The 21002-nt window shown below is 63.9% G+C and carries 21 protein-coding genes, 1 tRNA gene and 1 pseudogene; 6 read left to right on the top strand and 17 right to left on the bottom strand.

Annotated elements, in window-relative coordinates; translation table 11 throughout:
* Positions 1-67: 67 nt before the first annotated feature.
* On the top strand, positions 68-190 hold the full coding sequence (locus tag A9D13_RS21270) for a hypothetical protein (protein WP_268235785.1): 123 nt from the start codon (positions 68-70) through the stop codon (positions 188-190).
* Between the two features lie 58 nt (positions 191-248).
* A complete protein-coding gene (gene msrA, locus A9D13_RS11715) occupies positions 249-920 on the top strand; it encodes a peptide-methionine (S)-S-oxide reductase MsrA (RefSeq protein ID WP_066774113.1) in 672 nt (223 codons plus the stop codon).
* A 4-nt stretch (positions 921-924) separates the two neighbouring features.
* Here the strand turns inward: msrA and A9D13_RS11720 are convergent, their stop codons facing one another.
* Positions 925-1236 (bottom strand): hypothetical protein, encoded by a 312-nt coding sequence (locus tag A9D13_RS11720; protein WP_156522018.1) that lies wholly within the window; start codon positions 1234-1236, stop codon positions 925-927.
* 96 nt (positions 1237-1332) lie between these two features.
* Between A9D13_RS11720 and A9D13_RS11725 the strand changes: the two genes are divergently transcribed.
* Positions 1333-1845, top strand: a complete 513-nt coding sequence (locus tag A9D13_RS11725; RefSeq protein ID WP_066773691.1) for a Fur family transcriptional regulator — start codon at positions 1333-1335, stop codon at positions 1843-1845.
* Between the two features lie 8 nt (positions 1846-1853).
* Here the strand turns inward: A9D13_RS11725 and A9D13_RS11730 are convergent, their stop codons facing one another.
* From A9D13_RS11730 to A9D13_RS11760, 7 genes are all read right to left on the bottom strand, one after another.
* The gene (locus A9D13_RS11730; RefSeq protein WP_082922313.1) at positions 1854-3629 is read right to left on the bottom strand and encodes a hypothetical protein; all 1776 of its coding nucleotides are present in this window, start codon (positions 3627-3629) and stop codon (positions 1854-1856) included.
* Positions 3626-4081, bottom strand: a complete 456-nt coding sequence (locus tag A9D13_RS11735; RefSeq protein WP_229665249.1) for a GtrA family protein — start codon at positions 4079-4081, stop codon at positions 3626-3628. Before A9D13_RS11735 ends, A9D13_RS11730 begins: the two co-directional genes overlap by 4 nt.
* On the bottom strand, positions 4078-5682 hold the full coding sequence (locus A9D13_RS11740; RefSeq protein WP_172808168.1) for an NAD(P)/FAD-dependent oxidoreductase: 1605 nt from the start codon (positions 5680-5682) through the stop codon (positions 4078-4080). The genes A9D13_RS11735 and A9D13_RS11740 overlap by 4 nt, the downstream gene beginning before the upstream one ends.
* 123 nt (positions 5683-5805) lie before the next feature.
* Entirely contained in the window at positions 5806-6495 is a 690-nt protein-coding gene (locus A9D13_RS11745) for a PilZ domain-containing protein (protein ID WP_066773694.1), read from the bottom strand.
* A 200-nt stretch (positions 6496-6695) separates the two neighbouring features.
* A tRNA-Leu gene (locus tag A9D13_RS11750) sits at positions 6696-6780 on the bottom strand.
* A 120-nt stretch (positions 6781-6900) separates the two neighbouring features.
* Complete coding sequence (locus A9D13_RS11755) at positions 6901-7179, bottom strand: integration host factor subunit beta (RefSeq protein ID WP_066773696.1); 279 nt, start codon at positions 7177-7179, stop codon at positions 6901-6903.
* A gap of 205 nt (positions 7180-7384) precedes the next feature.
* Positions 7385-7786 (bottom strand): GntR family transcriptional regulator, encoded by a 402-nt coding sequence (locus A9D13_RS11760; protein ID WP_066773698.1) that lies wholly within the window; start codon positions 7784-7786, stop codon positions 7385-7387.
* 165 nt (positions 7787-7951) lie between these two features.
* On the opposite strand from A9D13_RS11760, the gene A9D13_RS11765 reads away from it, so the two are divergent.
* Positions 7952-9580: a peptide MFS transporter gene (locus A9D13_RS11765; RefSeq protein WP_066773700.1), complete on the top strand. Its 1629-nt coding sequence runs from the start codon at positions 7952-7954 to the stop codon at positions 9578-9580.
* A 31-nt stretch (positions 9581-9611) separates the two neighbouring features.
* Positions 9612-10270 (top strand): annotated as a pseudogene (locus tag A9D13_RS11770) (NnrU family protein).
* Here A9D13_RS11770 and A9D13_RS11775 read toward each other — a convergent pair.
* The 5 genes from A9D13_RS11775 to A9D13_RS11795 all read right to left on the bottom strand — a co-directional run bounded on the left by A9D13_RS11775 (position 10267) and on the right by A9D13_RS11795 (position 15510).
* Positions 10267-10668, bottom strand: a complete 402-nt coding sequence (locus tag A9D13_RS11775; protein ID WP_066773702.1) for a hypothetical protein — start codon at positions 10666-10668, stop codon at positions 10267-10269. The pseudogene A9D13_RS11770 and the gene A9D13_RS11775 overlap by 4 nt on opposite strands.
* Positions 10665-12602, bottom strand: a complete 1938-nt coding sequence (dxs, locus tag A9D13_RS11780; protein WP_066774119.1) for a 1-deoxy-D-xylulose-5-phosphate synthase — start codon at positions 12600-12602, stop codon at positions 10665-10667. The genes A9D13_RS11775 and dxs overlap by 4 nt, the downstream gene beginning before the upstream one ends.
* Before the next feature lie 122 nt (positions 12603-12724).
* A complete protein-coding gene (gene msrB / locus A9D13_RS11785) occupies positions 12725-13210 on the bottom strand; it encodes a peptide-methionine (R)-S-oxide reductase MsrB (protein WP_066773704.1) in 486 nt (161 codons plus the stop codon).
* Between the two features lie 24 nt (positions 13211-13234).
* Positions 13235-14482: an ABC transporter permease gene (locus A9D13_RS11790; RefSeq protein ID WP_066773706.1), complete on the bottom strand. Its 1248-nt coding sequence runs from the start codon at positions 14480-14482 to the stop codon at positions 13235-13237.
* Positions 14482-15510 carry an ABC transporter ATP-binding protein gene (locus A9D13_RS11795; protein WP_082922317.1) on the bottom strand — a complete coding sequence of 343 codons (1029 nt, stop codon included), beginning with the start codon at positions 15508-15510 and terminating at the stop codon, positions 14482-14484. The genes A9D13_RS11790 and A9D13_RS11795 overlap by 1 nt, the downstream gene beginning before the upstream one ends.
* A gap of 177 nt (positions 15511-15687) precedes the next feature.
* Between A9D13_RS11795 and queG the strand changes: the two genes are divergently transcribed.
* Positions 15688-16728 carry a tRNA epoxyqueuosine(34) reductase QueG gene (gene queG / locus A9D13_RS11800; protein ID WP_066773709.1) on the top strand — a complete coding sequence of 347 codons (1041 nt, stop codon included), beginning with the start codon at positions 15688-15690 and terminating at the stop codon, positions 16726-16728.
* Here queG and A9D13_RS11805 read toward each other — a convergent pair.
* From A9D13_RS11805 to A9D13_RS11820, 4 genes are all read right to left on the bottom strand, one after another.
* The gene (locus A9D13_RS11805; protein WP_066773711.1) at positions 16725-17957 is read right to left on the bottom strand and encodes an NAD(P)/FAD-dependent oxidoreductase; all 1233 of its coding nucleotides are present in this window, start codon (positions 17955-17957) and stop codon (positions 16725-16727) included. The genes queG and A9D13_RS11805 overlap by 4 nt on opposite strands.
* 104 nt (positions 17958-18061) lie before the next feature.
* Complete coding sequence (locus A9D13_RS11810; protein ID WP_066773713.1) at positions 18062-19057, bottom strand: LLM class flavin-dependent oxidoreductase; 996 nt, start codon at positions 19055-19057, stop codon at positions 18062-18064.
* Between the two features lie 39 nt (positions 19058-19096).
* Positions 19097-19873: an alpha/beta hydrolase gene (locus A9D13_RS11815; RefSeq protein ID WP_066774123.1), complete on the bottom strand. Its 777-nt coding sequence runs from the start codon at positions 19871-19873 to the stop codon at positions 19097-19099.
* Positions 19874-19945: 72 nt separating this feature from the next.
* The gene (locus A9D13_RS11820) at positions 19946-21001 is read right to left on the bottom strand and encodes a M48 family metallopeptidase (RefSeq protein ID WP_066773714.1); all 1056 of its coding nucleotides are present in this window, start codon (positions 20999-21001) and stop codon (positions 19946-19948) included.
* Position 21002 lies beyond the last annotated feature (1 nt).

Here is a 21002-nt window from a genome sequence, read left to right on the forward strand (position 1 = left end):
ACGCTTTCTTCAAGGGTTATGCTTTACTGCCCTTAACCATAGTGAACGCATCCAAGAGAATCTGACCATGAGCATCGTCGACAAGGACATGATCCGCCATCTTTCCATCGGTTTCGCAATCGGTGCGGGCGGGTTGTTCGCGGTGACGGGCCTGCCGCTCATCCCGCAGGCGTTTGCCGCGATCTTCTGATCCTTCGAAACTGAAGCGACAAATCGCAGGTTCATCAACGCCTGCTATGATGCGCGCCATGAAACGCGCATTTTCCCTTTTTGCCCCTATCGCCCTGCTTGCCGGTGCGGCATCGCCCGCTCTGGCAGAGGACATCGTGAAAACCCCCGCTGCCCGCGTCGAATCGCAGGAAAGCGGCGGGTTGAAGACCGCCATTTTCGCTGGCGGCTGTTTCTGGGGCGTTGAGGGCGTGTTCAGCCATGTCGATGGCGTGACCAGCGCTGTGTCGGGCTATCACGGCGGCACAAGGGCCGATGCCGATTACCGGGCCGTCAGCTCTGGCCGGACCCGCCATGCCGAGGCGGTGCGGGTCACCTATGACCCTGCCAAGATCCGCTATGATCAATTGCTGCAGATCTTTTTCGCGGTCGTTGCCGATCCCACCCAGCTTAACCGGCAGGGGCCGGACACCGGCAGCCAGTATCGCAGCGCGCTCGTGCCGATGGACAAGGGGCAGGAACAGGTGGCCCGCGCCTATCTGGCGCAATTATCGCGCGCAGATCTGTGGCGCGGGGCTATCGTGACGAAGATCGAAAGCCCCAAGACATTCTATCCGGCGGAAAGATACCATCAGGACTTCATGCTGAAGAACCCGCGCCATGCCTATATCCAGCGCTGGGACGCGCCCAAGGTGAAGGGGCTGAGGGAATTGTTTCCCTCGCTCTATCGAGCGAAATTCGTAAAAGGCTGACGGGTCAGCCGGGCTTGTGCTGAACCGCGCTCATCGTCTGGCAATCGTCCAGAGCCTTTTGCAGCTCTTCGCCCTGAAGACGCAGGGCATGGGATTCGAGCTGCGCCATCGCGTTACTGCTTTCCAGCTGACTGACCAGCTGATCGCGGGCGCCTGCGCGGCGCACCGGATCGTCGATGCCCCAGCCTGCCACCACGTCGATCGCCGCGATGCAGCGCAGCGTCTGCGCATCGCGCGCACTGATGGCCTGCTCTAGCGGAGCATCGACCACGGCAAGAGATGTAAGGGCGACCAGCGCGAGTATAGAGTGGACCATCTGCAAACTTCCGCACCATTTGCAAAACGATCTTCACAGGCGCGCACGTGCTGCACGCTTGTATGATCGGCCCGACAGCAATATCTCAAAGACGTGATGACGCAAGCCGAATTGAATCCGCACCTTCACAGCTGCGCCGACGAAACCCATGGGCACGAAGAACATTCGGGCCAGGCCCTGCTGCGCGCGGCGCGCAGCGCGCTGACCGATGCGGGTGAACAATGGACCGACATGCGCGCCGCCGTCTTTGAACAGCTGATGCGAAACGATGCCCCGGCGTCTGCCTATGACATCGCGGACGAACTGACCCGCGTGCGGGGCAAGCGCGTGGCGCCCAACAGCATCTATCGCATCCTCGACCTGTTCGTGCGTACCAATCTTGCCAACCGGATCGAGAGCGCGAATGCCTATCTGGTCAATCGCCATCCCGGTTGCCGCCATGACTGTATCTTCCTGATCTGCGACATCTGCGGCAAGGCCGAGCATATAGACGACGATCGGCTGACCGATGGCCTGCGCGGTGCGGCAGGCGAAGCGGGGTTTACGGATTTGCGGACCGTCGTCGAACTGCGCGGCACCTGCAGCGTCTGCACGGCTAAGGCGGCCTAAGGCGGGCGCTAGCCGATTACGCGCCAGAGCTTCATGCCGTTGGGGGCATGGCCCTCGATCGGCATCAGCCAGTCGGGCGCGTCGCCATCGGTCAGGCGCTGGGCGAAATTCGCCTTACCCTGCGCGCGATAGAATTCCATTTCCCGCATTGAGGGGCAGAGCATCACATAACCGACCTTGCGGCTGGCCAGGATGGCGCGGGCCTGATCCTCATCGCCGGTGAAGAAGCGGATCGTATCGCCAATGCCCCGATGAGCGCGGTGATGGGCGGTGGCGACGACGCTGTGCGGGCTGTCGAGCAGGATCGCAGGTCCCATGTCGATGGGGGCGAGAATGGTCGCAGCTTTGCCGCCGATGGCGGGCAGGGCCGCATCCAGATCGCATGCGCTGTTTTGCGCTAAAGTAGCATCGGCAGGTGCAGCCGATTGGGCCGGGGCCGCCTGCATCAGCAGCGTCAGGGGCAGGGCGGGGAGCAGGGCCGCGACGATGCCGGCCACCGCCATCGCCTGCTTGCGCGGCTTGTGCAGCGTGCGCAGCGACCGCAGCCACAAGCGCAGCTGATAGCCCAGCGGCACGGCGGCAAGGCCGATCACCACGCCGCAGGAACGCGGAAGCGCAATCGCAAAGATCATCGCCGCCGCAATCAGCGCCGCATATTCCAGGTGCCAGCGATGCAGCCACGCGCCGCTCTGCATCGCAAGGCGCAAACACACGATGATGGCCAGCACCGGCGGCAGGAGGATCTGCACCGTCAGGTCGAGCGGATGATCCCAGATCGGCTTACTTTCGGAAACATTGGCGAGCCACATGTCATGCGCGACCTGATCCATCCCGCCAAAGCTGCCGCCAGCGCATTGCGGCGCGATCTGCAGCAGCACGAGCACCGAGGCGAGGCCGGTGGAGCCGAGCACCAGCATGACGAAGAGCCACGGGCGCGACACCTCTACCCGCCCAAGGCCGGTGGCGCCCAGCGCCATTACGCCCAGCGCGGCGAGGTGAGCAGGCGCAATCGCATCGCAAAGCTCTCCGCCTGCGGCAGTGCCATGGGTCAGCAGATAGAGCGCGCCCGAACACATGGCGAGCGATTGCAGGATCGAGACCAGCCATTGCCGGTCGCCCCAGCAGCGCAGCCAGCGGACAAGCGCGATACCGCAGATGGCGATCACCATCGGCATCGCCTCCATCGAGATCGAGAGCCAAAGCGCCAGCGCCGCCCCGGCGATCCAGCCGCCGCGCCGCGCATCGCGGGCCATCAGCGCATTGACTGCGAGCAGGGCGCAGGCGATCTGCCAGCCGTGATGGTCGATCCGCATCGGGCGCAGCTGGTAAAGCAGCGGGGCGGAGAGCGCGACAACGATGCAGGCAAGCGTGGTCGCCTCTTCGTCGAACAGCCGCCATGCCATGCGCCCGATCAGCAACATGACGACAAACAGGGTAAGAAGCGGGACCAGCACGGCGGCGACCTGCTCTGCCGCGGCCTGCCCGATGATGGGTGACAGCGGCCAGACGATCATGGCCAGTGGTACGTCTACCAGACGCGACCAGTGCATCACCGCGCCAAAGGGCGCGTCGATCCGGTGCTGGGTCACATCGAACCAGCTTTGCCCCGCGAGCCAGTCACGCACCTGGATCAGGCGCATGATGTCGTCGCCATCGGCGAATTGGCGATTCCAGATCATCGGAATCGCGGTCAATGGAAGCAGCACCGCCATCAGCGCCCAGGCCAGCGCGACCCGGACAATGAGTTCCCTTTCGAGAACCGGGCGGCGGCGTTCCCCGATCACCGCGCGCTATCCCCTGTTGCCCGTGCCAGCACGGGTGCGTGTCGCAGCGTAAAGACAAAGCGAAGGCGAAGCAGGAATGTCGCGATGAAGCTGGTGCCGACGGCGCACAACTTGGCAATCCGCGCGTCGATGCCCGCGTCGACCGCGACCGACACGATCACCCATGTCAGTCCCAGCCCGACCAGGGCCGACGCGATGAACAGCCCTTTCTGCACCGAACGCGGGCGCCCGGCATCGGCGACGCGATTGGCGAATACGACTCGGCTCGATGCCAGCCAATGCGCGACGATACCCAGCGAATAGCCTGCCACGGCTGCCAGCGGCGCGGCCATGCCGCTGGCAAGCAGCGCCATGTATCCCGCCATGTCGACCCCGAGCGCGACCACGCTGGCCAGCCCATAGGCGGCGAAGCGGCGGATCTCGCGCATCTGGATCGAAGGAAGGGAGATCACGCAGCGTCCCTCCCGGCTTCGACGGGTTCGCGCTCCGCGGTAACGCGGGTCGGAACCGCGCGCATCGAAGCAAGCGCAGCGGCGCGGTCTTCGGCGGTGCCGACATGCTGCGGGAAGGCGGGTTCTTCGCCTTCGCGCCCGGCCTCGTGATATTCCGCGTCCTCGTTCACGCACCATGTGTCATAGATGCGCGCCTCGGCCAGGATATTCTCAACCGTGAGCATCGCGGTCATCATCGCATGGTCCTGGTTGTTATAGCGATGCATGCCGTTGCGGCCGACCAGATGCAGCGTCGGGTGCTTGGCTTCCAGCTCCTCGCGCATGGCCTGCACACGATCGGCATATTCCTCGTCATAGACCGGATAGGCCTTTTCCTGACGCACGACGGTGCCGCCGATCACGTCTTTCGGATCGCACAGGCCGAGGATCGCCATTTCCTTCGTCGCCAGTGCGACGAGTTCATCGTCGCCCGACGCCCACAGGCCATCGCCCTCGAAACAGAAATATTCGAGGCCGACACAGGCGACGGTGCTGTCGGGCACCATTTCGGGCGACCACGAACGGAAGTTCTGGATGCGGCCCACCTGCACCTTCGAATCGTGTATGTAGATCCAGTTGTCGGGGAACAGGTCCTCGCTCTTGATCTTGAGCGCCACGGTCAGGAAGTCGCGATATTTGAGGCCGCTGGCGTCCAGCACCGATTCGGGCACGGGCGACAGGCGCGCGGCAAGTTCCTTCATCGGGGCGCTGCTGATCGCGTGGGCGGCGCGAATCACGCGCTCGCTCCCGTCGGGAAGCGTGGCTTCCAGCCGCCAGCCGCCCTGGCCGTCGGATGCCAGCTGCTTCAGGGCATGCCCCATCAGCACCTTGTTGCCAGCCGCCACGACATGATCGCGCGCAGCATCCCACATCATGCCGGGACCAAGGCGCGGATAGCGGAATTCCTCCAGCAGGGTTTTCGCCTGCATGCCGTTATTGGGCTTTTTATTGAGGCCCAGCGAACGTTTCAGCCCATCGGTGACCGCGCCCCACAGGGACAGGCCCTTGATGCGCTGTGCCGCCCAATCGCTGCTCATCTCGTCGCAGGGCATGCCCCACACCTTCTCGGTGTAGGTCTTGAAGAAGATCGAGTAGAGCTTTTTGCCGAACTGGTTGATGGTCCAGTCCTCGAAGCTCTTCACCTGCTTGCGCGGGAAAACCTGCGCATAGGCGAAGCTTGCCATGCACATGGTCGAGCGGAAAAGCCCCAGGTTGCGAAGCGCCTCGAACGCGCGCAGCGGATAGCTGTAGAACTTGCCCTCGTAATAGATCCGGCTCATCCGCGGGCGCGAAATGAAGTCGTCGGGCAGGATCTCGTTCCACAGATCGACCACGGCCTTCGATTTCGAGAAGAAGCGGTGCCCGCCGATGTCGAAGCGATAGCCCTCGTGTTCCACCGTGCGGCTGATGCCGCCGACATAGGTCTCGTCCTTCTCGATGATCGCGACGGACTTGCCGGCCTTGGAAAGCAGGTAGCCCGCGGTCAGCCCTGCAGGGCCTGCACCGATGATGACGACATCAACGCTAAGCTCGCTTGGCTGGCGCGATGGTGTGGCGGAAATATTCACGAAGCCCCCTGAGTCGGCAGGTCCTGAGCGGTGGACCCAAGGAAATCCTGACCGAAAATGGCTAAGGGGTCGTTAACGCCCCACGCGTCGGGGCGGAGTTCGCGTTAACTTTGATGGTCAGCCGTTGACCGCGCGCGGTGCGGGCGGTTCGGGGCGCACGATTCGCTGCGAAGGGCGTCCCTTGCGCCAGACGCGCGACAGGGCCTGAAGGTTGCCTGCCATATGGGCGATTTCCTCGAACCGGAACGTCTCGACAAAGGCGAGTCCGTAATGCGGATGATCGCGCCAGCGCACGACGGCGTAGACTTCGCCCAGCGACGGGATCGCGATGCGCAGTTGCTGGTCCATTGCGAGCGGGTGTTCGCATTCGATGCGCGCGCCCTGATGCGAAATGTCCTTGATCACGACATCATGCTTGGTGCCGAGCATGGAAACCGCAGAGGGCAGTTCGACCGCAATGCGGATCGCACGTTTCTGGAATGGCCCCTTTTCGCCCACCAGCGCCCGCAAATCCGCGAATTCGGGGAAGCGAAGGCCGGCATGGCCATCGCGCTGCCAGACCAGTTCGACGTGATGCGCATCGCCGTCGCCGAATTCGAGGCGGATCGGCGCCGTGCCCGGTTGCAGCGGTTCATAGATGCGCACGCGCAGGGCCGAATTGGAAATATCGCGCAGGACGCAGGGCATCTCGACATCGTCATAGATCAGCTTGGCCGTGCGGATGATGGGGAAGCGCTGTTCGCTCCTGCGCTCCGCATGGCTGGCGATCGCTTCGCCGAAACTGCTGTGTTGACCCAGATCGCTCACGCCAGATTCCTTACGTTTCCGCACGCGGATCAGGCAGTTGGTATAAGGGCCTGATCCTCCACGCTTCGCAGGATAAATCGGGAGTGGTTAAAGAGCCGTTCGCTAAACCGCGAAATTATACGCAGGACTGAGCGCGAGATTTTTTACCAAGGCTTTGCCTCTGCGGCGCGAATCGAAGCGCATCGCGAGCGGTCGCGAGATGGTGCGGACGGTGGGACTCGAACCCACACGATCAAGGATCAGGGGATTTTAAGTCCCCGGCGTCTACCATTCCGCCACGTCCGCATCGCGATCGGCCCCATGGGCCGGCGGCACGCTGATTAGGCGCGCGACAAGGCAGGCGCAATATGGCGCCCGCCGTTAAACCGCAGCTTTTGAAGGAGAAGGGCTGCGCTGCCTGCCCCGTCAGGGGTTAAGGCGCTCGCGCATTTCCTTGCCCGCCTTGAAATAGGGGACCTTCTTGCCCGGCACCTCGACCGTTTCGCCGGTGCGCGGATTGCGGCCTGCGCGCGCTGCGCGCTCACGCGTCGAAAAAGCGCCGAAACCGCGCAGTTCGACCCGGCCGCCCTGGGCCAGACGCTCGGTAATGGCGTCGAAGAAAGTATTGACGACCTGCTCCACTTCCTCGGGCCGAAGCTCGGGATTTTCCTTGGAGAGAGTCTGGACGAGTTCCGATCTGATCATTCGCATTCACCCGCTTGCCGTGGCTGCGACCCCATTGGCATCCGCGCCGTGACCTCTCATCCAAACCGGGCCCCCCCAGATCCAAACCGAGCGCATGTCATGCGGACGAAAGGGAACATGCCATTCGCACGCGCAACATTCAACCCATGGAACGCGCTTAAAATGAACGAAAACACGGCGATAAGGGGTAGCTCTTTGCGGCAGATCAGTTTTGCGTGGCGATCTCGGCGGATCGGCCTGCGTCCGCCGCCTCAACATTCGCCATCAGCTCTGCCGGATCGAGATCGAGGAGCGCCATGCGCTGGCGAATCGCGGGCCAGTCATCGGTCAGGAACTGCGCGCGCTCTGCCGAAAGCAGGGCGGCCCGGGCGCCGGGCAGCAGCTCCACCCCGATGCCCCGGCGCACGGCGATATGGCCATCGTCCTGAAATTGCTGATAGGCTTTCGCCACGGTCAGCGGGTTGGCCCCGTGTTCGGCAGCAAAGGCGCGGACCGAGGGGAGCAGATCCCCTTCGGCGAAACGCCCGGTCAGGATCGCGGCCACGATCTCGTCGCGAAGCTTGAGATAGACGGGGCGCGTCGCCTGTGGTCCGGTCGCTTTGGGCATAGGCGTAATACTGGCATAACACACCGCATCGGGCAAGCACGGCGAAAGCGGCCCCAATCGCGGCGGAAGCACCGGCAAAACCGGTAACAATTGCAAATAACCCCTTTCCTTGCGCGCCTTGGCGGTTAGGGTCGCGCGCCATAAGGACAGGAAACGGGATCCCATATGAAAGATATTGCAGCCTGGAACGAGGGTGACTGGGTCGCGGCTATCGCGGCTGTCGCCCTGTTCGCGGTTCTGGCCATCGGCGGCGTTATCGCCGCCAAGCGCAGCGAAGAGGTCGTCGGGCATCCGCGCGGGCTGTTCGTCCTCTTTTATGCCGAGATGTGGGAGCGTTTTTCCTATTACGGCATGCGCGCCATCCTGATCCTGTATCTGACCAAGCATTGGCTGTTTTCGGATGGCGATGCGAACATCATCTACGGGGCCTATACCTCGCTCGTCTATATCACCCCGGTGCTGGGCGGCTATCTGGCCGATCGCTTCCTGGGGCAGAGGAAAGCCGTCGTATTCGGCGGTTTCCTGCTGGCGATGGGTCATTTGCTAATGGCGGTGGAGGGCGATGGCTCAGGCTATCAGAGCAGCCCTGCGGTCAATGTCTTCTGGCTGGCGCTTGCCTTCATCATCGTCGGTTCGGGTTTCCTCAAGGCCAATATCTCGGTCATCGTCGGCCAGCTCTATCGCCTGACCGACGAACGCCGCGACGGGGCCTATTCGATCTTCTACATGGGCATCAACGTGGGCGCGGCGCTGGGTTCGATCCTCGTCGGCTATCTGGGTGAGACGATCGGCTGGGGCTATGGCTTCGGCCTTGCCGGGATCGGCATGGTGATCGGGCTGATCGTGTTCTGGTTCGGGAAGCCTGCGCTAAACGGCAAGGGCGAACCGCCCGCACCGCTGGCCAAGGGTACCGAGTGGACCATGTATGCCATCGGCACCGTCGCCGTCGGCGCGCTGTGGCTCCTCATCCAGTACCAGTCGGTCGTGGGCGGGCTGCTGCTCGTCTCGGGCGGGTTGCTGCTGCTGTACATGCTTTACGAGGCGTTCAAGCTGGAGAAGCAGGCGCGCGACCGCATTTTCGCGATCATCTTCCTGCTGGCGTTTCAGCCGATCTTCTGGGGCCTGTTCGAACAGGCGGGCGGATCGCTCAATCTCTTCACCGACCGCTTCGTCGATCGCGGCGGTATTCCGGCATCCTTGTTCCAGTCGGTCAACGCGATCTTCATCGTGCTGTTCGCGCCGGTGCTGGCATGGCTGTGGCGCACCTTGGGTCATAAGGGCATCGAGCCGTCGGCCCCCGCGAAATTCGGCTATGGCCTGATCCTTGTCGGCCTCGGCTTCGTGGCGCTGGTCTGGGGCGACAGCGCCGCAGGCGATGCGGCAAAGGTCTCGGCGCTTTTCATCCTCCTCATCTACTGGCTGCACACCATGGGTGAGCTGTGCCTGTCTCCGGTGGGCCTGTCGGCCATGAACCGGCTGTCGCCCAAGCATCTTGCCAGCTTCATCATGGGGGCCTGGTTCTTCGCGACCGCAGGCGGCAATTTCGTCGCCGGCATGATCGGCCGCGCCACCGGGGGTGAGGACGGTGAGATGACGCGGCAGGGCACGGTCGATGTCTATGGCACCATCGGCTGGTGGGTCGTGGGCATTGGTGTCGTCGTCATTCTGGTCGCGCCCTTCGTCAAACGGCTGATGCATATCGACACGCTGGAAGACCGGCCCGAAGATGCTCTGGCGGGCGAGGACGAACTGGGCGAGCCGCAGGCAGGCGGGATGCATCCCGCACGTGATTGAGGTTTAGGCCGACTCCGTAAGGGAGAGCGATATGGACCTGAGACAGTCGTTCCTATTGTCTGCCGCGATCGTTTTCGTCGGCAGCCACGTGATCCTGTCGCACCAGTTCCGCCGCCCGCTGATGGGGTGGCTGGGGAAAATGGCCTTTACCGCCATCTATTCGCTGGTCGCTTTCATCACGTTTGGCTGGACGGACCCTATGCCTGGCCGCCGCATGATCTGTGGGCATGGATCGCCGCCATGGTGCTGACTTTCCTTGCCTTGCTGCTGCTGACAGGCGGCATCATGCGCAATCCGGCGGCGCCTTCGCCCAACGGGGAGGAACTTGCCGCTACACGCGAAGCCGATGGCGCCTTTGCCGTCACGCGCCACCCGGTTATGTGGGGCATCGCGCTATGGGCGCTGTCGCATATCTTGCTGGCGCCTGATTTGCGCACATTGTTCTTTATGGGGGCGATGATCGTGCTGGCATTGGGTGGCAGCGCCGCACAAGATCACAAGAAGCGCGAATTCCTAGGCGAGGGCTGGAAAGTCTGGGCGGGCAAGACCAGCTATTTCCCGCAATTGTCGCAGCTGGGGCAGATCCGGCCGGTGATGTGGCTGGTATCGCTGGCGTTATGGCTGGCGATCAGCTGGCTGCACCTGCCGTTGGGCGGGATCCCGGCGGGCGTGTGGCGGTGGGTCGGCTAACGCGGCAGGGTCGCAAGATAACGCCCCAGATTGCGCGGGGTGACCCGGTGTTCCTCGCCCCATTTTGGCAATTCCTGCGCCGAGATCGCGAAGCGGTGGCAATAATCCATGACCCAGTCTTCGGGCTCATCCGGATCGATCAGCAGGTCACCGACCAGATCGTCATCGGGGTGCGGTGTGAGTTCGGGCCGGTAATACAGCTGAAGCGCGTCCCACAAGAAAGCGGCCACGTCCGGGCGTGCATTAACGGTCATCATTGCGACAAATTCATCCCGCGTGGGGTTGGCGCGCCGCCCCAGCAGTTCTGCGACCTTGCGCCCTCTGGCCCGGCTACCGAAGAACCATGCCCCGCCGAGATAAAAGATCAGGCAGACACCGGCGAAAACCCAGGCGATCAAGCCCGCGCTTCCTCTACGCCCGCGCTATTGTGGCGCAGCGCCTTCAGCACCGTGTCGACGATATTCGGGGCGTTGAGGCCCGCCTCGTCATATTGCTTGTCGGGGGCGTCATGATCCTGAAACACGTCGGGCAGGCGCATCGTGCGGATCTTGAGGCCGGTGTCGGTCAGGCCCTCGTCGCTCGCCATGGTCAGAACATGCGCGCCCAGACCGCCGATGGAGCCTTCCTCGATCGTGAGCACCACATCATGCGTGGCGATCAGCTTGCGGATCAGTTCCTCGTCCAGCGGCTTGGCGAAACGCATGTCGGCAACGGTGGTCGAAAGGCCCTTGGCATCGAGCTGGTCGGCGGCCTTCTCAGCCTCTGCCAGACGGGTGCCCAGCGACAGGATGGCGACCTTCGAACCTTCGCGCACGATGCGGCCCTTGCCGATGGGCAGGTTCTCCAGCACCTCCGGCATCGCCACCCCGGTGCCGTTGCCGCGCGGATAGCGGAAGGCGATCGGCCCGCTGTCATGGCAGGCGGCGGTGTAGGTCATATGCGCCAGCTCCGCCTCGTCCGCCGCGGCCATCACGACGAGATTGGGCAGCGTGGCGAGATAGGTCACGTCGAAGCTGCCCGCATGGGTCGCTCCGTCAGCGCCCACCAGCCCGGCACGGTCGATGGCGAAGCGAACCGGCAGGTTCTGGATCGCGACATCATGCACGACCTGATCGAAGGCGCGTTGCAGGAAAGTCGAATAGATCGCGCAGAACGGCTTCATGCCCTGCGCAGCCAGCCCTGCGGCGAATGTCACCGCGTGCTGTTCGGCGATGCCGACGTCAAAGCTGCGGTCTGGATGCGCCTTGGCAAAAAGGTCCACGCCCGTGCCGCCCGGCATGGCGGCGGTGATGGCGCAGATGGTCGCGTCTTCGTCCGCCAGCTTCGCCAGGGTCTTGCCGAACACGTCCTGATATTTGGGCGCGCTGGCGGTCGATTTCTTCTGCTCGCCGGTGACGACGTTGAATTTCTGGACGCCGTGATACTTGTCCGCCGACTGCTCGGCGGGGCCATAGCCCTTGCCCTTTTGCGTGACGACATGGATCAGGCACGGACCTTCGGCGGCATCGCGCACGTTCTCCAGCACGGGGACCAGCGCGTCGAGGTCATGCCCGTCGATGGGGCCGACGTAGTAGAAGCCCAGCTCTTCGAACAAGGTGCCGCCCATGGCCATGCCGCGGGCAAATTCGTCGGTCTTGCGCGCCGCGACATGCAGGGGGCGCGGCAGCTTGCGCGCGAATTTGCGCGCAAGTTCGCGCAGGCCAAGGAAGCGGCCCGACGACACGAGACGGGCAAGATAGGTCGACAGCCCGCCAACCGGCGGCGCGATCGACATGTCATTATCGTTGAGGATGACGATCAGGCGATTGCCCGCCTGCTCGGCATTGTTCATCGCCTCATAGGCCATGCCCGCGCTCATCGCGCCATCGCCGATCACCGCAATGGCCTTACCCTCTGCGCCGGTCATCTTGTTCGCCATGGCGAAACCCAGTGCCGCGCTGATCGAGGTAGAGCTATGCGCCGTGCCGAACGGATCGTATTCGCTTTCGCTCCGCTTGGTAAAGCCGGACAACCCGCCGCCCTGCCGCAATGTGCGGATGCGGTCGCGCCTGCCGGTCAGGATCTTGTGGGGATAGGCCTGATGGCCGACGTCCCAGACCAGCCGGTCATCGGGCGTGTTGAACACGTAATGCAGCGCCGTCGTCAGCTCGACCACGCCAAGCCCCGATCCCAGATGCCCGCCGGTCGTCCCGACGGCATCGATCATCTCGCTCCTGAGCTCGTCGGCAAGCTGCCGCAACTGCTCCGGCGCAAGTCTACGCAGGTCAGCGGGCGTATCCACCGTGTCGAGAAGGGGCGTTTCGGGTTTCGTCTGGGCCGGTTCGGCAGTCATCATTCTGTTCTAGCCGTGAAGTTTGCATGAGTCGACCAAAGCCTCACCCATGCTCGGAAGAGGTCCTTAGCCTAACCGGAAGGAATAAAGCCAGTTCCGGCAATAGACTATTGCCTCTAGGCTCAGGCCGGAATGAAATCCAGTGCCGCGCCATTCATGCAATAACGCTTTCCGGTGGGTTTGGGCCCGTCGTTGAAGACATGGCCCAGATGGCCGCCGCAATTGGCGCAGTGGATCTCTGTGCGCGGATAGCCGATCTTGTAATCGGTGCTGGTCCCGACCCCACCTTTCAGCGGCTTCCAAAAGCTGGGCCAGCCGGTGCCGCTCTCATATTTGGTTTTCGACGAGAACGTGTGATGGCCGCAGCCGGCACAGGCGAAGATGCCTGCGCGCTTTTCCTTATTGAGGGGCGACGTATAGGGCCGCTCAGTACCCGCTTCGCGAAGAATGCGAAATTCCTCGCGCGTCAGGCGCTTGCGCCATTGCGCTTCGCTCAGCTTGAAGGGAAAGTCTTCGCGCGCCTCGGCGCGGCCCGAACATGCGCCGATGAACGGCGCGGCGGCACCTGCCAGCAGCAGGTTCATGACGGATCGGCGATCTTTCAACATTCCGGTGGGATAGCACCTTTCGCCTTATGCCTGCCTGAACGAGCGGGTCGACTGGTGCAGCATCCTGAACAATCCACGCTTCGTTCCGCGGGGGCCTGATTTCATGACCGTGCGGCGAAACAATGTTGCGCCCGTGCGAACGATGATCACCACCCACAGGGCCTGCCACCCTATCGCCAGCAGATGCGGCCATAACGCCCCATCGGTCGCCGCCCGTGCCAGCATGGCAAAGGGCGAGGAGAACGGAAAGAGCGCTGCGGCCAGTTCGACGGGCTGCCCCTGCTGGCCCAGCGAATAGGAAGCGAGGAAGAACACGAGGAGCTGCGCCATGGTGACAGGCATCGACAAGGTCTGCACCTCGCGCACCGTCGCGGCGAGGCCGCCGATGGTGAGAAAGAGCGATCCCAGCAGCAGATAGGCGCAGGCGAAATATATCGCGCCCAGCGCCATGAACAGCGGCCAGCCGACGGCAGGTGCAGACAGGAAAGCGACCGACGCGCCGCCCGCCACGATCACCAGCGCCGCAACGCCGCCCCAGATCGAGATGCCGACAAAGCTGACGCCCAGCATGGCCAGCAGCTTGCCGAAAAATACCGAATCCATCGGCACGGCGGCGGCCAGCACCTCGATGATCTTGTTCGCCTTTTCCTCGACGAGATTGGATAGCACCATGCCCGCCAGCAGCATGGTCAGGATGAACAGCAGGGTCTGCGCCGCCTGAGCGGTGCGGATGCGGCCGCCGGTCTGGTCGACCTGACTGGGCTGGGCCACGGGGCGCAGGCCGATTTCGGGCCATTGGCGTGCCTGCCCCGGACCTGTGGCGCTGATCCGGCGCGCCTCTTCCACCAGCAGGGAAACATCGCCGCTCCATGCCGCGATGCGCGGTTGCGGGCCGGAGAGCACCGGATCGTCGAGCGTGCCCGAAAGCACGGCGGCGACCCCCTGGCCTGCCCCGTCTTTCAGGATGGCGCTCACCTCTTGCGGAGAATTGGCCGGGCGGTCGAGGACGATAGTGCCCGGCAGCCGCGGCAGCGGCTGATTGAGCGCGGCCCGCGCCTCCGTGACCATCGCGGTATCAGTGTCGGCCATGGCAACGCCGATGCGCGCGGGCCCGGCCGCGCCCTGCACGCTGGCACCGATGCCGCCGGCCATGGATGCGACGACCACCGGGAAAAGCGGGCCGAGGATAAAGAACAGGAACGACCGGCTGAACAGGATCGCACGGAAATCACGCCGCGCGATGGTGAGGATCTTGCCCATGCGACCTTTCATCAGCTGGCCTCCGCCGTGTTCATGGCGGCCAGCCCGGTTTCTTCGTCAAGCTGCTTGGCGGCAGCCTCGCCCGCGATGGCGACAAATGCATCGTGCAGACCCGCCCGTTCGATGGAGAGCGCCTGTATCCCGGCCTTGCCCTCCACCAATGCGGTAAGCAGTGGTTCGACGCCGCCGTCTTCCAGCGAGAAGTTCCACAGCGCCCCGCCTGTCGCCTTGATCTGCGGCTCCGCATGGGCGGGCAGGGCAGTGCGCCATGGTCCGTCCCGCTCGCGTGTCTCCAGATGAACCTGCGGAGGCAAGCGGTCGCGCGCGGTGGAGACAAGGCCATGAAACGGCACCTTGCCCCCAGCGATGATGGCGATACGTTCGCAAAGCCGTTCGGCATGCGCGAGGACATGGGTGGAGAAAATCACCGTGGTGCCCTTTTCGGCAAGGCCACGGATGGTCCGTTCAAGCTTTCCCTGACTGATCGCGTCGAGGCCCGAGAACGGCTCGTCCAGCACGACCAGCGCGGGATCGTGGACCAGTGTCGCCAGCAATTGCACCGTCTGCGCCTGCCCCTTCGACATGGCGCGGATTTGGCGCTGGGCGATATGGCCAAAGCCATGCGCTTCAAGGATTTCGAGCCCGCGCTTGCGCCCTTCCTTTACCGACAGGCCGCGCAATGCGCCGACAAAGGCGATGGCGTCGACCGCCTTCATCGCGGGATACAGGCCGCGTTCCTCGGGCAGATAGCCGATGCGGTTCGCAAGACGGTGCGGATCGTCGCTCCCCAGCACGCTGCGGGTTCCTTCATCGGGGTCGATGATGCCCAGCAACATGCGCAATGTCGTGGTCTTGCCCGCGCCATTGGGGCCAAGGATGCCGAAAATCGACCCCTCGGGCACAGCGATGTCGACGCCATCGACCGCCAGAGTGCCGTCGAAGCGCTTCACCAGGCCCTTCGCCTCTATGGCAAGCGGGCGGCTGTCGGTTGCGATTTGCGGAGCAGCGGTGAATTCGCCGGAGAAGGGTTCTTGTGTCATCGCCTGTTGCAACTAGAATCTCCCGGCTTCGCTTTCGCGGCGGGCGGATGGTCCGGCATTCCGCCCGTTTTCCACGGCCGGCGTGAAGAGACGCCATGGACCGCCAACTTGCAAGATAAGGTTAAGGCATTGAACGTCGACGGGGCTGACAGGCTCGCCAAGCTAAGGCAAGCGCTTATGAAGCGCGCGGCGCAGGAGGGCTTTGCAAGCATCGGCATCGCAAGCGCCGGAACCGATCCCGTGCGCGCCGCCCGCCTGCACGAATGGCTGGACGATGGCCGCCACGGGGCGATGGAATGGATGGAGGGCCGGGCCGATCAGCGCGCCGCGCCTCAGGTGCTGTGGCCCGAGGCCAGATCGGTGATCGCATTGGGCATGAGCTATGCGCCGGTGAACGATCCGCTGAAGCTGGAGGGGCACCCCGATCGCGGCCGCATCTCGGTCTATTCGCAGGGGCGCGATTATCACGACGTTGTAAAGGGCGCGCTGAAGCGGCTGGCCGGCTGGCTGGTGGCAGAGGCGCGGCGCAGGGGGCTGGAAGCTCCGGGGGAGGAAATCGGCGTGAAGGTGTTTGTCGACACCGCGCCTGTCATGGAAAAGCCGCTGGGAGAGGCGGCGGGCATCGGCTGGCAGGGCAAGCACACCAATCTCGTCAGCCGTACCCACGGCAGCTGGCTCTTTCTGGGCGCGATCTACACCACGCTGGAATTCGCGCCGGACGATCCGCATCCCGATCGCTGCGGATCATGCAGCGCGTGTCTGGACGCCTGTCCGACGCAGGCCTTTCCCGCACCGCGCCAGCTGGATGCACGGCGCTGCATTTCCTATCTAACGATCGAGCACAAGGGCGAGATCCCGCATGAATTCCGCCGCGCCATGGGCAACCGGATATATGGCTGCGACGATTGCCTGGCGGTATGCCCGTGGAACAGCTTTGCGCAGGATGCGCAGGCCAATCGCGCCTTCCTGCCGCGCGCCGAACTGGTCGCGCCGCGGTTGAACGAACTATTGGCGCTCGACGATGCCGGATTTCGCGCGCTGTTCTCCGGCTCTCCGATCAAGCGGATCGGGCGGGACCGGTTCGTGCGAAATTGCCTGATCGCGGCGGGAAACAGCGGGGACAGGGCGCTGACCGGGCCGGTCGCCGAATTGACCGGCGATCCCGACCCGGTGGTGGCAGAGGCTGCGCGCTGGGCGCTGGCGGAACTGGCCGATTAGCCCTCGGCCATCGCCTTTAGCGGCACGTCATTGTCGGCAAGCAGTTCCGGATCAATCACCGCATGGCGGTCGACCAGCTTCTTGCCCTGCACGTAATCCTTGACCTTGTTGACGCAATCGAGCGCCACGACCTTGCCATCGCGCAGATAGATGATCGAGAAGCTGCGTTCGGCAGGATCGCCGCGCAGCACCGTGCGGTCATGGCCGATAGAAAGACCCACGGTCTGCAGCTTCAGATCGTACTGGTTCGACCAGAACCATGGCGTCGCCTTATACGGGACCTTTTCGCCGCAGATCTTCTGCGCCACGACCTTGGCCATGTCATTGGCGTTCTGCACCGATTCCAGCCGGATCACCGCGCCATCGGCATAGTCGTTGGCATGGGCCGCGCAGTCGCCGATGGCATAGACGTCATCCAGCGAGGTGCGGCAGAATTCATCGACGTCGACGCCATTGGCGCCGGTCGCCCCGGCCATGATCAGCGGGCCGATGCACGGCACGATGCCGATGCCCACGATCACCATGTCGGCGGGAATCTCGTTGCCGTCGGACAGCTTCACGCCGGTGACCTTCTCGCTATCGCCCAGGATGCAGTCGACGCCGGTTTCCAGCATGATATTCACGCCGTGGTCGCGGTGCTCCTTTTCATAGAAGCGCGAGAGCTCTTCACCCGCGACGCGCGCCAGCACGCGGTCGAGCATCTCGATCAGCACGACCTCGATGTCGAGCTTCCGGAGCACGGCTGCCGCTTCCAGCCCGATATAGCCGCCGCCGATCACGACGCAGCGTTTCGCGCCGGCATCGATTTCGGCCATCATGCGGTCGGCATCGGCGCGGGTGCGCACGGCATGCACACCGGTCAGGTCGGCGCCCGAACACGACAGGCGCCGCGCATCGCCGCCGGCGGCCCAGATCAGATGGTCGTATCCCATCTGCTCGCCATTGGAGAGCTTGACCGTCTTGCCCATCGGCTCGATCTCGGTGACCGAGGTGCCGAGAATGAGCTGGACGTCCTTTTCCTCCCAGAAATGGGGCGGACGGATATAAAGGCGCTCGAATTCCTTCTCGCGCGCCAGATATTCCTTGGAAAGCGGCGGGCGTTCGTAGGGCGGTTCCTTTTCGCGTCCGATCAGGGCGATGGAACCCTCGAAACCCTGCTGGCGCAGCGCGAGAGCGGCTGCGGCGCCCCCGTGTCCGGCGCCGACGATTATGACATCTGCTTGGCTCATACCGATCCTTTGTCAGGCCTCTCCCCCCGGTCTGTCCGACCGGGCCGTTCGGCGCAGGGGCTAGGCCAAGCCGGGGGTGGATTGCAAGCCGCGACGTGCAGCCATCACGCAGGCGCTGCGGCGCGCATCGCCTCCATCGTCAGTGACAGCGACCGGATGCGGGCATCGGTGTCGAACGTATTACCCGCCAGCACCAGCTCATCCGCGCCGGTGCGGGCGATGATGGCGGACAGTTTTTCGGCGACTTCGACAGGCGTGCCTATGGCGCTCACCTCGCGTGTGCCGCGCAGCTGGGCGGCGGCCTGCGGGGGCAGGCTGTCGCGATAGCCGGGGACGGGCGGGGGCAGCTTGCCCGGTCTGCCGGTGCGCAGCGCGATAAAGCTCTGGTCCATGGAAGAGGCGAGGAGATAGGCCTCCTCGCTCGTCTCTGCGGCATAGGCGGTGGTGCCGACCATGACATGAGGCCTGTCCAATAGGTCCGAGGGTTCGAAGCGCTGGCGGTAAAGGCGCAGCGCCTCGTCCAGATGGGTCGGCGCGAAATGGGCGGCAAAGGCATAGGGCAGGCCCAGCTTTGCCGCGAGCTGCGCGCCGAACAGGCTGGAGCCGAGCACCCACATCTCGATTTTCGCGCCCAAGCCCGGAATGGCTGGCAGCGGCAGCCCTTCATCGCCCGCGAACAATGCCTGAAGTTCGACGACGTCTTGCGGGAAATATTCGGCGGCGGCGTGCAGGTCCTTCCTCAGCATGCGGCCGATCCGGCTGTCGGCGCCGGGCGCGCGGCCAAGGCCGAGGTCGATGCGGCCCGGAAACAATGCATCCAGCGTGCCGAATTGTTCGGCGATCACGAAGGGATTGTGATTCGGCAGCATGATCCCGCCCGCGCCGATGCGGATGCGGCTGGTCGCATGGCCGACATGGGCAAGGCAGACCGATACCGCGCTGGACGCGATGCCGGGCATGGCGTGATGTTCGGCCAGCCAGAAACGGTGATAGCCCTCAGCCTCGGCATGGGCGGCAAGGCGGGCGCTATTGGCAAGGGCGTCGGATGCGCTCCCGCCTTCGGGGATCGATGCGAAATCGAGTACGGATAGAAGGGTCATGCGCCCCGATATGGGGAGCGGGCAGCAGCTTGAAACCCTTTAGCCCAGCAGTTCGGCGAGCGCGGTCAGCAGCATGGCGATATCCTGATCGCGCGACAGGCGATGATCGCCATCCTTCACAAGGCACATGCGCACATTCTCGCTTTCAAGACTGTGAGCGAGGCGCAAGGCGGTTTCCCATGGCACGTCCGCATCGTTCTGTCCGTGCAGCAAGCGCACGGGCGCATGGATCGGCAAGGTCTCTTCCAGCACCAGCCGCGCTTCGGCATCGGCGAAGAAGCCGGGGTGATAGGGCGTGGGTTCGGGACCGTAGGGATTGTTTTCGTAAAACGGCTTGCCCGCCGCCAGCTGCGCGCGCTGCGCATCCTCAAAGCCCCAGACGGTAAAATCGGGTGCCGCCGCAATGCCGATCAATCCCGCCAATGCCGCATCGCCGCGCGTCTCGGCGATTTCGCGGGCGATCAGCAACATCAGCCAACCGCCCATCGACGATCCGATCAGCAGCACCGGCCTGTCTGCCGTTGCCGCACCCGCTTCGTCGATCAGCTGCATCACCTCTGCCTGCCATTTCGACAGTGTGCCATCGGCAAAGCGTCCGGCACTGGCGCCGCAGCCCGAATAATCGAGCAGCAGGCAGGATCTGCCACCTGCCTTGGCCCATTCCATCACGGCGGTCGCTTTCGACCCTTTCATGTCGGACATATAGCCGGGGAGGAAAACGATCAGCGGCCCTTCGCCATCGAGCCGGCGGTGGGCAATGCTGGTGCCATCGGGGCCGGGGCTGCGCGAAACGGGTGGGTTGAGCGGTTCGGTCATGCTGCGATCCTGCATATACCCGCGAGGCGGGTCGTGGCCATGCGACCATTGCCCTAGCGCGTTATGATCCGGTCAGAAACCGAATTCCTCCACATCGGGGTCATCCTCGCACATGGTTTCCAGCGCGGCGAATTCATCGGGCGTCAGGGCGGGGCGATAGTCGCGGCCTTCTTCGATCGCAGCTTCGAACTTTTCCTGCCGGTCCGACGGGGCGGGGTGGCTGGAGATATAGCTCACCCAGCTCGGCCCTTCGCCCTTTTCGCTGAGCCAGCGGAAGAAGCCGGCTGTCGCCTCGGGCGAGATATTGGCATCATCCAGCCGTTCACGCGCGTAATCGTCCGCCTCCGCCTCTGCCGATCTTGTATAGCTGGTGGAGGCAAGGCCGAAGACGGTCGAGCCGATATCGGAATTGGCCCCGCCCAGCAAAAGCGACAGGCCGAACTGGCGCAAGAGCGCCTGCATCACGTGGCGTTCGCGCACATGGCCGATTTCATGCGCCAATACGCCGGCCACTTCGTCAGCGCTCTTCGCGCCCTGGATCAGCCCGTCGAAGATCAGTACCCGCCCGCCTGGCAGCGCGACGGCATTGACCATGTCGATATTGGCAACATCGACGCGGGTGACGGGGCGGCCCGGATCGATCTCGTTCACCAGCCTTGCCAGCGCCTTGTCGCCTGCGGGTGAGTGGCACACGACATTGTTCATGTCGCCCAGCATCGCATCGCCCATCTTGCGCTCCCACGATTGCGGGATCATCGGGCCCAGCCATGCTGGCAGCGTATAGACCGCGGCCAGCGCGGCGGCGCTGACAACGGCGAACAGGGCCGCAGCCTTGGGCAGGCCCAGCCGGTCGATCCAGTGGCCGTAAAGCTGGCCCGAAGGCAGGCGCGCGGCCATGTCGCCCGGCACCTCCCCATGCAAACGCAGACGGAAGCCGGTGTTGTGGTCGAGCGTGTATACCGGCCCTTCGGCCTTTTTCTCATGAAAGCGCAGTTCGCTCAGGGTGATGGCGGTTTCGTCCCCGCCATCTTCGTGGAGCAATAGCTGCGTACCTGAAAGGACGGCCTCACCCTCCCGCTTGCGCGCGGTGAGGCCGTCGTACCAGCTTGCCCGGACGGGTTCCGTCATC

This window comes from Croceicoccus mobilis, assembly GCF_001661965.1.
In the GTDB taxonomy this organism is placed as follows: Bacteria; Pseudomonadota; Alphaproteobacteria; order Sphingomonadales; family Sphingomonadaceae; genus Croceicoccus; species Croceicoccus mobilis.